The 12,661-nt window shown below is 43.3% G+C and carries 11 protein-coding genes; 3 read left to right on the plus strand and 8 right to left on the minus strand.

Annotated elements, in window-relative coordinates; all coding sequences use genetic code 11:
- Positions 1-256 precede the first annotated feature (256 nt).
- Both A3775_RS17085 and A3775_RS17090 read left to right on the plus strand, forming a co-directional pair.
- A complete protein-coding gene (locus A3775_RS17085) occupies positions 257-469 on the plus strand; it encodes a photosystem I reaction center subunit IV (protein WP_066383294.1) in 213 nt (70 codons plus the stop codon).
- A gap of 238 nt (positions 470-707) precedes the next feature.
- Positions 708-1,595: a DNA-formamidopyrimidine glycosylase gene (locus A3775_RS17090; RefSeq protein ID WP_066425979.1), complete on the plus strand. Its 888-nt coding sequence runs from the start codon at positions 708-710 to the stop codon at positions 1,593-1,595.
- A gap of 103 nt (positions 1,596-1,698) precedes the next feature.
- Here the strand turns inward: A3775_RS17090 and A3775_RS17095 are convergent, their stop codons facing one another.
- The gene (locus A3775_RS17095) at positions 1,699-3,117 is read right to left on the minus strand and encodes a diguanylate cyclase domain-containing protein (protein WP_066425981.1); all 1,419 of its coding nucleotides are present in this window, start codon (positions 3,115-3,117) and stop codon (positions 1,699-1,701) included.
- A gap of 307 nt (positions 3,118-3,424) precedes the next feature.
- Positions 3,425-6,526, minus strand: coding sequence for an L-glutamate gamma-semialdehyde dehydrogenase (pruA, locus tag A3775_RS17100; protein WP_066425985.1), 3,102 nt, complete (start codon positions 6,524-6,526; stop codon positions 3,425-3,427).
- Between the two features lie 535 nt (positions 6,527-7,061).
- On the opposite strand from pruA, the gene A3775_RS17105 reads away from it, so the two are divergent.
- Positions 7,062-7,427, plus strand: coding sequence for a hypothetical protein (locus A3775_RS17105; protein WP_066383311.1), 366 nt, complete (start codon positions 7,062-7,064; stop codon positions 7,425-7,427).
- Positions 7,428-7,624: 197 nt separating this feature from the next.
- On the opposite strand, the gene A3775_RS17110 is transcribed toward A3775_RS17105, so the two are convergent.
- From A3775_RS17110 to A3775_RS17135, 6 genes are all read right to left on the minus strand, one after another.
- Positions 7,625-8,386, minus strand: a complete 762-nt coding sequence (locus A3775_RS17110) for a phycobilisome rod-core linker polypeptide (RefSeq protein WP_066383313.1) — start codon at positions 8,384-8,386, stop codon at positions 7,625-7,627.
- A 118-nt stretch (positions 8,387-8,504) separates the two neighbouring features.
- Positions 8,505-9,221, minus strand: coding sequence for a phycobilisome rod-core linker polypeptide (locus tag A3775_RS17115; protein ID WP_066383315.1), 717 nt, complete (start codon positions 9,219-9,221; stop codon positions 8,505-8,507).
- A gap of 35 nt (positions 9,222-9,256) precedes the next feature.
- Positions 9,257-10,000 carry a phycobilisome rod-core linker polypeptide gene (locus A3775_RS17120; RefSeq protein ID WP_066383316.1) on the minus strand — a complete coding sequence of 248 codons (744 nt, stop codon included), beginning with the start codon at positions 9,998-10,000 and terminating at the stop codon, positions 9,257-9,259.
- 139 nt (positions 10,001-10,139) lie between these two features.
- Positions 10,140-10,979, minus strand: coding sequence for a phycobilisome rod-core linker polypeptide (locus A3775_RS17125; protein WP_066383317.1), 840 nt, complete (start codon positions 10,977-10,979; stop codon positions 10,140-10,142).
- Positions 10,980-11,102: 123 nt separating this feature from the next.
- Positions 11,103-11,705: a HEAT repeat domain-containing protein gene (locus A3775_RS17130; RefSeq protein ID WP_066383318.1), complete on the minus strand. Its 603-nt coding sequence runs from the start codon at positions 11,703-11,705 to the stop codon at positions 11,103-11,105.
- A gap of 123 nt (positions 11,706-11,828) precedes the next feature.
- Complete coding sequence (locus A3775_RS17135) at positions 11,829-12,659, minus strand: HEAT repeat domain-containing protein (protein WP_066383321.1); 831 nt, start codon at positions 12,657-12,659, stop codon at positions 11,829-11,831.
- Positions 12,660-12,661 lie beyond the last annotated feature (2 nt).

A 12,661-nucleotide genomic window follows, 5' to 3' on the forward strand; every position in this document is an offset into this window, starting at 1 on the left:
GATTGGGGACTGGGGGCAGGGGATTAGGGGGCAGGGGAAGATGAGGGAGATGGGGGAGATGAGGGGGATGGGGGCAGGGGAGGCAGGGGAGGCAGGGAGAGAAAAACTAATGACCAATGACCAATGACTAATGACTAATGACTGATGACTAATCAGATAAATAACTTAACAAAGACGCTAGTAACGACCTTCAAGTTGTAGAGTGAAATCAATTAGCCCTCATAATGGCGATTGATAAATAAAAGGGAAGATAATCATGGTTCAACGTGGTTCTAAAGTACGTATTCTTCGCCCCGAATCCTACTGGTTCCAAGATGTTGGAACTGTAGCTTCCGTAGACCAAAGTGGCATCAAATACCCCGTAATTGTCCGCTTTGATAAGGTAAATTACGCTGGCATTAACACCAACAACTTCGCTCTTGATGAACTCATCGAGGTAGAAGCACCCAAGCCTAAAGCCAAAAAATAATTAGCCAAGACTTCAGGGATTTATTTCATGGGATGATGAAGTGAAGGGTCAAATATGGATACGGAAGTCTGGAAATGATAATTTTTTCAGGCTTCACACCAGACTACCCTACTAAGTCAGCACTAACCTGCGGGTATTTACGGATGATTTTTTGTAGCTTGGTAGATGGTGGTATCTATATTTTCAATTCAATTTCTGATTCTTATAAGTAAATACAATCGCTTGCTAATCAGCTTAAATGCCTGAACTGCCTGAAGTAGAAACAGTCCGTCGGGGTCTAAATCAATTGACCCTCAATTGGCAAATTACGGGTGGAGATGTGTTGCTTAATCGCACCATCGCCTACCCTTTTTCTGTAGATGAGTTTGTGAATGCGATCGCAGGCAAAGCCATAGTTAATTGGCAACGTCGCGGTAAGTATCTCCTAGCAGAACTTTCTGAATTCAAAATTCAAGACTCCTTGGGAAAAAATCCCCCCAGCACCCCTGCACCCTCCGGCGGTTGGCTGGGTGTGCATCTGCGGATGACTGGACAACTACTATGGTTAAAGCCAGATGAACCATTGCACAAACACACAAGGGTAAGAATCTTCTTTGGGGATCAACAGGAATTGCGATTTGTTGATCAGCGTACTTTCGGACAAATGTGGTGGGTTCCGCCAAGTGTACCTGTAGAAAGTGTGATTACTGGTTTAGGTAAACTAGCTGTTGATCCCTTCTCGCCTGAATTCACTGTGGAGTATTTAGCCGATAAGCTGCATAATCGCCGTCGTCCTATTAAAACTGCACTATTAGATCAATCAGTTGTAGCGGGATTAGGTAACATTTATGCTGATGAAGCTTTGTTTAAGAGTGGAATCTTACCTGAAACTCTGTGTACAGATTTGCAGTTAGAGCAAATAGAGCCTTTAAGAACTGCGATTATTCAAGTTTTAGAAAACAGTATTGCGGCTGGTGGCACAACTTTTAGTAATTTCCTCAATGTTCAGGGTGTCAATGGTAACTATGGTGGTGTTGCCTGGGTTTACAATCGTGCTGGAGAACCCTGTCGGGTTTGTGGTGAGGTGATTCAGAGGATTAAGTTAGCGGGAAGATCCAGTCATTTTTGTCCCCAGTGTCAACATTAGGCTGGTGGCACACTAGGTTAAAAGTTACAGCAGGGAACAGGGAACAGGGAACAGGAAAGATTAGGGAACAAGTTTGAAAGTCTCTTAGCATCAGGCTTTGTTCCTAAAATTTGTACCTCATTTCTTCCAAATCTGTTGTAAATAGCTCATAACGCGCCTTACCCTGTGTTTTAGCTCGGTACATTGCCATATCAGCATCCCTAAGTAAATCTTCTGGTAGGTCATAGTCTAGTGTCGAACTTAAAGCAATACCAATACTTGCACTGATAAATACTTCTTGTCCATCCAGCTTACAGGGATGAGCCAATTCTTGTTGAATTCGTTCAGCAATCTGGATGGCATCTGAGAGATTCTTAATTCCCACAAGCAGGATGACGAATTCGTCTCCTCCCAGTCTTGCTGCTATATCTACTGAGCGTATACAATTAGATAACCTACTAGCAATAGCAACGAGAAGTTGATCACCTTGTAAGTGTCCCAGGCTGTCATTAATCTCTTTAAACCCATCTATATCTAGAAAGAGTACAGCAAATAAATAATCATTTTTTTGTTGAGCTTGTTGTAGCGAATATTTGATGTTCTCTGTAAGCAAAACTCGGTTTGGTAAACCTGTTAAAGAATCGTAAAGCGCATTTTGCTGTAATTTTAACTCTTTCTGTTTGCGCTCGGTAATATCATAAGTAATGCCCAAAATCTGCTGAATTTCACCCTGTATATTTAACATTGGGACATACTGAACAACAATGGTGTAAGGTTCCGTATCGGGTAAAGTAATGGTACATTCACCAGTTTGCTCAGTTTTAGTTTCTATTGCACGCTGTAGAATAGGCAAGTAAGAGGCGGTAACTTCCGGTGGGAAAACCTGATCATCTGTGCGTCCTAGTAAATCTTGTGGCTGTTTTCCACTCAAAGTAAGTCCAGCTTGATTCACGAATTGAAAACGCCGTTGAGCATCATAAATGACAAACACATCAGGGATATGATTAATAGCTAGGCGAAACAACTCTTCACTGTGTCGTAATGCTTCCCTGGCTGTATTTAACAACGCTTGATGTTGCAGTAAGTTTTCAGATGTTACTTCAACAAGAGAATGCTTCCCAGATTGCTGAAGTTTCTGCTGAGTAATATCATAAAAGCTAGTGACAACAGCGTAGGGAGAACTTCGATTAGCTTGAAACAAAGGCTGGGAATTAAGCCGTAACCACACCAACTTACCACTAGGCTGATAAAATCCCATAACTACGTTTAAGCATGGTTTACCTGTTTGTAATGCAACTATTGCTGGGTGCGTCTGATAAGAAACAGAAGATCCATCTTCATGAATCATTTGCCAAGGGAAATCGGTATTACTCCATTGTTGTATTTGTGAGGCAGTATATCCTAAAATGCGTTCAGCACTGGAGTTACAAGCAACCGTAGTTCCATCAGCAAGCTGAAGTAGCATCCCTTCTGCTGTTAATTGTGAAGAGTCACCCGATAGGCTACTTTTACTGGTTACATCAACAGGTAAATCATCAAACATTTATTTATATCAAATTTTTTGATATCTCAATCTTAAAATCAGAAAAACCTCGACCGCACAAAGCTGCGAAGTCATGCCTATCTTAAAATTTTATACATGAATGTTTTCAGTTTGGAAATGGTGTTATTACAGGAATAGGGAGAAGGCGTTTGTAATCAAATATCTCCTATCATCACTTTTTAAATACCTTCTAAGGTGCGTTGATAAAACGTGATGCGTAAATCCCCTGGTTTTAATGCGGCGAGTGTCAAGATACTTTGGTGTTGGTGAAAATAGGTAGGCATTACCCCACCTATTTTTATTTAAGTCAATCTGCGCCTTCTATGGGTGCAAAACCTTGGCGTTGAATGTTTTCGGTGATTGTGCGCGGTTCTAGGAATTGTAGGAGATAATCAGGGCCTCCGGCTTTGGAACCTACACCGGAAAGTTTGAAGCCTCCGAAGGGTTGCCGAGCAACGATCGCTCCTGTAATGGTACGGTTAATATACAAATTCCCGACTTCAAACTCTTGCTGTGCTTTTTGAATGTGGGAAGGTGTGCGGGAATACAGTCCACCCGTCAAGGCGTAGTTGGTATCGTTAGCAACTGCTAAAGCTGTGTCAAAATCTTTGACTTTAATGACTGCTAAGACAGGGCCAAAAATCTCTTGCTGGGCAATTATCCCATTGGGTGGAACTTCACTAAAAATTACTGGCCCGATAAAATAACCCTGTTCAGGTGCGGGTAATTCTAACGCTACTTGTGATTCTGCTTTACCCTTGTGAATATACTCGCGGATGCGATCGCGGGCATTAGCATCAATCACGGGGCCGACTTGGGTACTTGGTAACTCGGCTTCACCAATGTTCAGGGACTTGGTAGCTTCCACCAACCGACGCACAAAGGCATCATAAATTGCTTCTACCACTACTACCCGCGAACAAGCAGAACATTTTTGTCCACTGTAACCAAAGGCTGACTGTACCACACCTACCACAGCTTGGTCTAAATCAGCACTTTCATCAACAATGATGGCATTCTTGCCGCCCATTTCCGCGATTACCCGCTTGAGATGCTTTTGTCGAGGTTTGAGGGTAGCAGCTTCCGCATAAATGCGACAACCGACTTCTTGAGAACCAGTAAAAGCAATCAGATGGGTATCGGGATGACTTACCAAATAAGCACCGACTTGCGAACCCCTACCAGGAACGTATTGAAATACACCTTTAGGGATGCCAGCCTCTACTAAAATCTCTGTCAGTTTGGCAGTAATGACAGAAGAAGTTTCCGCAGGTTTGAGCAAGGTACAATTGCCTGAAACTAAAGCAGCCACAGTCATACCGCAAGCGATCGCCAAGGGAAAATTCCAAGGCGAAATGACCACAGCAATTCCCCGTGGTTGATAAATATAACGATTCGTTTCACCGGCAACATCATAATTTATACCTTGCTCCAGTCGTTCCATCTCATCGGCGTAGTAGCGACAGAAATCTATCGCCTCCGACACCTCCGCGTCTGCTTCCCGAACTGGTTTACCCACCTCCAAAACAATCCAAGCCGAAAGTTCCGCACGACGCTGTTCCATCAAATCAGCCGCCTTCCGCAAAATTCCCGCCCGTTCCTGTACAGGAGTTTTCTTCCAACCAGGGAAAGCCGCCTTAGCCGCCAGCATCGCCTGTTCCGCCTGTTCCACACTAATTAACCCAACCTTCCCAAGCACCTCACTAAAATTAGAAGGATTAACAGAATCAATCACCTCAGCAGTATTAACATACTCCCCATTAATCAAAGGTAAATAACTCCTACCAAATTCCCGACGCACAGCCGCAAAAGCCCGCGCCACCTCCTTCCTTTCCTCCTCCAAAGCATAATCCGTATCCGCCACACCCAAAAACCCTTCTTGTTTCTCTCTGCACGCCAGTTGCTTCTCCTGTCGGAGACGCTCCGCGAACAAGTCGGCAGAGCCGCCCAACGCACTGGCTTGCCTCTGCGCGACGGACACTTTGCTCAAGTCGGCAGAGCCGCCCACGCAAGTGTCCTCCTCTGCGTGAGCCAAATCCATCTTTGGTGGTGCAAGAAGCTCCTCAATCGGCTTATTCTCCAAATTTTGCCGCAAGAAAGAACTATTAGCCGTATTTTCCAACAATCTGCGAATCAGGTAAGCCATCCCCGGCAATAATTCACCATAGGGACAATAAACCCTTACCCGATAACCCCTATCTACTAAAGCCTTAGCCAACTTATCCCCCATACCATAAAGCACCTGCATTTCAAACCGCCGACGGGGGACATTAAGACTTTCAGCTATAGCAATTGCCCGTGCTTGCGATCGCACATTATGACTACCAATAGCAGAATAAACATACTGATGATTTTCCAGCAATAACTGAGTTATCGCCTCAAAATTGGCATCTGTCGCCGCTTTATCATTAAAAACAGGTTGTGGCCAGTGTTTTTGCGCTGCTTTGATAGTTTCCTGATCCCAATATGCACCTTTTACCAAACGAACAGTTAAAGGATAGCCACGCTGTTTTAACCAAGCAATCACATTTTTGGCATCTTGTTCACTATCACGAAGATAAGCTTGGATAGTGATGCCAATATCTGTACGTTGACGGAACTCATCTTCTAATAAGATTTTTTGCAAAATATTCAGAGTCAAGTCTTTATAAGCATACTGTTCCATATCAAAATGGATAGCTGCACCTAACTCTTGAGCATGACGTAAAAGAATCCGAATGCGATCGCTGACTTTTTCCTCACTACCTTTAGCATCTAATGGGTCAAATTGGGAATAAAACGCCGTTAATTTCACAGAAACCTGGACTTTTGGTAGCGTTTCACCATCTGCTTCATCAATAGCCGGAATCTTTGTCCAATTCTTAGATGCTGCTGTTAATTGTGAGATTAATTCTTGATATCTTTCTAGATAAGATTGCGCCTCTGTTTCTGTAATTACCGCCTCACCAAGTAAGTCAATGGTGAAAGCCATTTTTTCTTTTCTTAACCGTTCAACTGTTTTGATGACTTGTTGAATATTTTCCCCAGAAATATATTTATAAGCTAAAGTCTCAACTGCTGTAGAGACAGTAGTTGCAGCCACTTGTCCCGGCATAGAATCAGGGTTAGCGAAGTTGAGCATACCCTTCAAAGCGGCTGGAAGTTCAACAGATTCATCACCTAAATATTCTTGCAGATGGGCAGCAATTTCTGATTTACTCCGCAGTGCTGGCAAAGTATCGATAAACCGAAATAATTGCACCCGTAAACCGGGGTTACTCATCGCCCAAGCTAGTAATTTATCATCCCAACGCATCTGGTCACGCAAGGAAGCTAAAAATGAGCGATTTTCTTTAGTTGCTGCTAAAAGTTGTTTAGCAATTTCTTGAGTTTTCGCTTCGTAGGTGCTGGTTTGTATTTTTAATACCACAGATAGAGAACTCCTGAGTAAACATCAGACTTGCTATATAAAGCCTGTGCTTACTATTGTGGCTCGTGATTTTTTTTGTCACCATGTATAAGAAATTTAAAAGTCAAAAATTAGTTTCTGATTCTTAAAAAATCATTTAATTTGTCACAAATTATCAGGATACCCGCAGTTAGTGCAACCTCTCCGTTAAAAGAAATTATCAACGCAGAAAACAGCCGCGCCTAGTTATGTGTGCGCTGAGTCATGTTGCTGTTTATGTGACAAAAATCATATATGTATAAATTAATTCTTTACAAGATATTGTTTATACTGATGAAGTAATATTAAAAAACTGCCTGATTCCATAAATATTTTATAACTTTTGTTAGATGAATAACTAGCCTATTATTTTTAATATTGAACTGTGCTGTTAGCAGGTAGCTTGCTGATAAAACTAATCTGCTTTGACCGAATTATTGCTAATTAAAATTATTGGCTAACCAATAAAGTTCTGCTAATTTTCCAGTTATTCACATTGAATTAAGGGAGTAAAAAAATGGCAAATTTATTTACCAAAGCAATCAATACTATTAAATCTATATCTCAAAAGTTGGAATTTAAGCGTTTTCTGGCTATGACCTTAGTTGGTTTTTTAGTGCTAGCAACAAGCTTAGATTCTAAGATTGAATCTGGACGTAGCAGCGACTCTGTTACCAGAAGACTGGACAAAGTTGTACAACAGGATGATGCTGATAGACCCAAAACTACAGGAGAATGGAACAAGGAAGCTCGTCAAACAGAAGATGCTCCTGGGGAAAGAGCTAAAAGAATTGCTAAAGAATCTGGTGAAGCTGTCAAACAATGGGGTTCTGTGTACACAGACACAGCTAAGAGAAGTGCTAACGACCTGCAAAACAATTAGTATTGATTAAGCTGTGCTGTCACGGGAGTATTCTAAAACTGGTGGCGGACAACGTACTCAACATCAAACGCCATAAACAACTGGGTCTAGCTTCCACTCAATGTCACAGCTAGCTAACAGAAAAACTGCTAACTTTTCGTCACATCAACGCAAAAACTAGACCCAGTATAAAATTTTCGGCAATCAGATATTAAATCTTAGCGTTTGCCACGGTATGGTACTGCATTGAGGTAATCGATATCAAATGCAGACAGTTTTTGAGCATAGTTGCCACTAGCATCAATGGCGGCTGCCATATCAGCGTATTTGCGTGGATCTCCTTCTGCCAGTCTTTTCTCCTGGAATTTGCGGGTGTAGAATTTCTCCAAGGTAAAACGCCAGTCGGTTTCCACTGTACCGGCTTTTTCTTGGAAGTCTTCGCCGTAGCGAGGAGTTACCAAGTTGTGGGGACGACCTTCTAAACGCTTGCGTTGGTAAGGTACTGTATTGTCGCCAAAGTTTTGGGCGTACTCTTCGCTGTCGATGAGTGCATCTACAAAGCCACCAAAACCTTTAGTAGCAATGACAATTGACCAAGCAATTTGCTCGTCTTTGTTGTAAGAGGAACGACCTAACAGACGTTTGAGGGTAATGTCAACTAGACGGTAGTTGTTGTTAACAGAAACCACTAAACGATAGAAGGCTTCAGACTTAGCTAGACCGCGAATGAAGTCTTTTACAGAGATTGCGCCATAAGACAGTTGAGATTCTAGAGTTTTTTGGCGGTTGAACTTCAGAATCTCATGCTCGCTGAACACTTGGCGGTAAGCAGCCCAAATGATATTTTGCATATCAGTGTATGAGCTGACATCTTCAACGCGATAGATGTATGGTGTATCTTCGTTTTGGTCAGCTACACCAAAGCTGGCTACTCTGTGGTTTTGAGTGGTTGGTTTGTATGAAAGTAATGGCAGTGCCATGCAGAGTCTTCCCCTTATTAACAAATTAAACAGTTAGCTCTGGCAAGTGAAAGAGGTTTGATGACTCAAAATCCTCATTCATACTTGACTTATGCTTTACTTATTTTCCCGCATAAGGTTAATAGCCAGAGTTAATTCCAAACCAATTTAGTATGAGCAGTAAGGCGATGGATATGGTTATTACCACTAATACAGCTTTTACTGCTCCTTTATCAAATCGGTAGTTAAGAGTAGAATACCATTCGGTGCTATACAATCCCTTTCTGACGATACCAGCGCGATCGCGATAATCAGCACCATAGCGCGTTGTAAAGCTGAATGGTCTGTCTGTGGTCATGCGTTTACGCTGATAGGGTACGGTGAAATCACCAAAGTTCTGGTCGTACTCTGTGCTATCGATGAGAGCGTCGATAAATCCACCCCAACCTTTAGTCCCAATGACAATCGACCAAGCAATTTTTTCTTCTTGGTTGTAGGGAGCGCGTCCCAATAAACGCTTGAAGCAAATTTCTACTAATCGATAGTTGTTATTGGGTGCTACAACTAGCTCATAAAATCGCTCTGATTTAGCCAAACCCCGAATAAAATCTTTAACGGTGATTGACCGATTTTTAAGTTGGGTTTCTAAACCAATTTGGCGATTAAATTTGAGAACCTCTTGCTCGTTGAAGATTTGGCGATAAGCTGCCCAAATCATTGCTTCAACTTCGCTTACAGAATTGGCATTTTCTAAACGGTAAATGTAAGGAGTATCATCATTGACATCTGCCGTTCCAAAGCTTTGAACTCTTTGATTTTGAGTTGTGGGTTTGTATGCCAGTAATGGTAATGCCATTATGGAGGTCTCCGTTTGTAGATAAATTGGAAAATTTACCGCACAGGGAAATTGGCACTAGGATTTACAGAGTATGGGATTCCTTCGGGTGTAGAGCTGCGTGTTGTGTCAGGAATTTCGATGTTAGCTGTGCTGACTGGTGTGTAGGAAACAGTCTTAATATTTAGTGATTGAGCTAATTCCAAGAAATTCTTGACCGCACCTGGTTTGTAACGTTCTTCTTCTAGTTTGTCGCGCCAATAGTCGCTGTAGCGTGGTGTGACTAGATTGAAGGGTCTATCTTTATAGCGTCGCCGTTGGTAGGGGACGATGTTCTCGCCAAAGTTGCTTTGATACTCCTCTGAATCTAATAGAGCATCAACAAAACCATCCCAGCCCAAGGTGGCTATTTTGATTGACCAAGCAATTTCTTCATCCTTATTATAAGGTGCGCGACCCAAAAGGCGTTTCAGTGCCAATTCTACAAGGCGGTAGTTCGAGTTACTTTTAATGACTAAACTCTTGAATGCCTCTGATTTGGCTATACCTCGGATGAAGTCGCGGACACTGATGGCTTTGTTCTTGAGTTGGGATTCTAAATTACTCTGGCGGTAGAATTTCAGGATGACGTGTTCGCTGAAAGTTTGGCGATAGGCTGCCCAGATTAAGTCTTGAATGTCGCCATCATCCGCACAGTCTTCTATGCGGTAAATTTTGGGGGTATCTTCGTTAGGAACTTCGTACCCAGGAACACGCTGATTTTGAGAACTCGGTTTGTATGTAAGTAAAGGAATGGCCATAATTTAGTTTTGTTATCAATTGTTGATTTGGGGACTGGGTATTGGGGACTGGGGACTGGGTATTGGGGACTGGGGACTGGGTATTAAGAATAAATTCTCCCTTGTCTCCCTTGTCTTCCTTGTCTCCCCTACACCTGTACTAAGTGGTCTTGATGCCGGGTAGATAACGATAGGGCAGGGCGACAGCTACGGGTTTAACTGTGACTTCGGGGGTGGTGACTTCCCGACTGGTGTCGGGAATTTCCATATCTTTGATTTGGGAGGTAACGGAGGCAATGGTGCGCTGATAGTTCCGTTCCGGTGTGATCATTTTCCCTGCTAGTGCCATGAAGTTGGCGGGGATGGCGCGACGAATGTCTTCTTTGGTTAATGTGCCTGTGGTGCGGGCGTTGTAGAAGGAACGTCCACCGAGGTAAATCAGGGTTTGGCGATCGCGCCAGTAAGCGTTATATCGGGGATTTACTAGGTTAAATGGTCTATCTTGATACCTACGGCGTTGATAGGGAACAATATCATCGCCAAAGTTTTGGATGTACTCATCGCTATCCAATAGGGCATCAATGAAGCCGTGCAATCCTTTGGTAGCAATGACAATTGACCAAGCAATTTCTTCGTCTTTGTTATAAGCTGCGCGTCCTAAAAACCGCTTTAAGGTAATGTCAACTAAGCGGTAGTTAGAGTTGGTATTTGCTACTTGGGTGCGATAAACTTCTGACTTACCTAAGCCCCGGATAAAATCACGGACGCTAATTGCCCGGTGCCGTAATTGTGATTCGAGGAAGGTTTGGCGGTTGCTTTTAATAATTAAATGTTCGCTGAAAATTTGCCGATATGCTGCCCAAATAATGCCATCAATATCGGCATCGTCGATAGCAGCAGACAGGCGATAAATTACTGGGGTATCTTCGTTAGGAACTTCATAACCCTCTACCCGTTGGTTTTGTGTAGTTGGTGAGTATTCCAAAAGTGGTATTGACATTTTTACTTTGACCTTTTTTTATGGGATTGGAAGGGACTGGGGACAAATCAATTCAAAATTCAAAATTCAAAATTCAAAATTCAAAATTAAGAATTTTTTTGTCGGTTTTTTGTTCCCTTTTATCTATTGACTCAAAGCTAATAACACACGCGCACAGACTGCTTTTTCGGTGTCTGTGGCTAGTATTTCTTTGAGTCTAGTTTGGATTGGTTGTTGTAAATCAGGTATTTTTGCTAAACCTTGTAAACCAACTATGGCAGCATAGCGAATCGACCATTCTGGATCTTGGGAGACAAACAGCAAGGTTTCTAAAGCTTGTTGCTGTGCTGTTTGGCTGGCAGGTTGATCTAGTTTGTGCCAATGTAAGCGTCCTAAGCCTTGGGCGGCAGCACGGCGTACACTGGGGGCAAAATCGGTAGCTGCTACGGAGATTAATACATCTAAAGCACGGGGATCTGCGATCGCTGCTAAGGTGCGGATCGAATAAGCCCGTGCGCCATAGTTGTAATCATCTATTTGGGTAAGCAACTCTGGGACTGCCACTTCTCCCAACTCTACCAGGGCGGCAGATGCGATCGCTGCTGCTGTTGGGTTGTTATAGCCAAAGACGGCTATCAAGGTAGGAATTGCAGCGACATCTTTGGCTGTTGCCAAGTTCTGTACTGCTGTCACCAGTTTTGCCGGTGTATCTGCCACAGCAACGGCATGAATTAGTTCATTAGTCATTAGTCATTAGTTATTAGTCAATAGTCAGTAGAGACGCGAGCAATCGTGTCTGTACAATAGTCAATAGTCAACAGTCAACAGTCAATGATTTTTGACTATGGACTATTGACTATGGATGGTTGACTACAACAATGAATCCATGAGGTTCATGACGCGGATGGCATCATCAGATATTGAGAGGGTATCTGACTGTTGTGGCAGTTGATGCTCTAGCAAGCCTTTGAGGGCTATGAGTTTAAAGCTATTTTCGGCTTTGGCGTTGGCGATCGCCTCTGCTGCGGCCAAATATCCAATTGCACCCAAGTCACCTAACGCCACACGGCGCAGGTTGAGGTCGTTACCTTCTAACACTTTCACCAATAGCTCTCCATATCTTGGTTGCTGTGTAAGTTGGTACATGGCTCTAGCTGCGGCACATTGTACCCGTGGGAATGGATGCTCAAGAAATGGCTCAATCAGGGGAATCGCTTCAGTCACACCAATAGCCCCCAAAGCCTCTAAGACTGCTTCGTAGGGTTGGGTGAGATGTGGGCGGCCTGGTACTTGCACGGCCTGGGCTACACCCCCATCTAGTAATCGCATCAGTGCTGTGGCTGCTGTGGCATCTCGTAGCATTTCTAGGGATTGGGCGGCGGCTTCCCGAACATAAAAGTCGGAGCATTCCAAGCATTTTATTAAACCTGGTACAGCTTTGCGATCGCCTAATTTTCCCAAAGCTCTGGCGGCGTTACGTCTGAGAGGATATCCACCTAGTTCGGTTCTGTCGGCTTCATCCTCTAAGGCCGCAATCAGCCCATCTACAGCAGCTGTTTCCTTAACGCGATACTTCCCCAACCACCACGCAGCATAATAGCGGAGACTTAAATCTGATGATTGCAGGTTAGCTATTGCTACTTCTGGCGTTAACTGTGGCCCGTTCTCGGTAGAAAACTCTTCCGCACTCGGTTCGATCATTG

Origin of the sequence: Anabaena sp. 4-3 (assembly GCF_001597745.1) — a bacterium.
Lineage (GTDB): Bacteria > Cyanobacteriota > Cyanobacteriia > Cyanobacteriales > Nostocaceae > Trichormus.

What these genes read in the sequence shown, in the direction of transcription:
- A3775_RS17085 (WP_066383294.1), top strand. Translation starts at nt 257, where the DNA reads ATGGTTCAACGTGGTTCTAAAGTACGTATTCTTCGCCCCGAATCCTAC.
- A3775_RS17090 (WP_066425979.1), top strand. Translation starts at nt 708, where the DNA reads ATGCCTGAACTGCCTGAAGTAGAAACAGTCCGTCGGGGTCTAAATCAA.
- A3775_RS17095 (WP_066425981.1), bottom strand. Translation starts at nt 3,117, where the DNA reads ATGTTTGATGATTTACCTGTTGATGTAACCAGTAAAAGTAGCCTATCG.
- A3775_RS17105 (WP_066383311.1), top strand. Translation starts at nt 7,062, where the DNA reads ATGGCAAATTTATTTACCAAAGCAATCAATACTATTAAATCTATATCT.
- A3775_RS17110 (WP_066383313.1), bottom strand. Translation starts at nt 8,386, where the DNA reads ATGGCACTGCCATTACTTTCATACAAACCAACCACTCAAAACCACAGA.
- A3775_RS17115 (WP_066383315.1), bottom strand. Translation starts at nt 9,221, where the DNA reads ATGGCATTACCATTACTGGCATACAAACCCACAACTCAAAATCAAAGA.
- A3775_RS17120 (WP_066383316.1), bottom strand. Translation starts at nt 10,000, where the DNA reads ATGGCCATTCCTTTACTTACATACAAACCGAGTTCTCAAAATCAGCGT.
- A3775_RS17125 (WP_066383317.1), bottom strand. Translation starts at nt 10,979, where the DNA reads ATGTCAATACCACTTTTGGAATACTCACCAACTACACAAAACCAACGG.
- A3775_RS17130 (WP_066383318.1), bottom strand. Translation starts at nt 11,705, where the DNA reads ATGACTAATGAACTAATTCATGCCGTTGCTGTGGCAGATACACCGGCA.
- A3775_RS17135 (WP_066383321.1), bottom strand. Translation starts at nt 12,659, where the DNA reads ATGATCGAACCGAGTGCGGAAGAGTTTTCTACCGAGAACGGGCCACAG.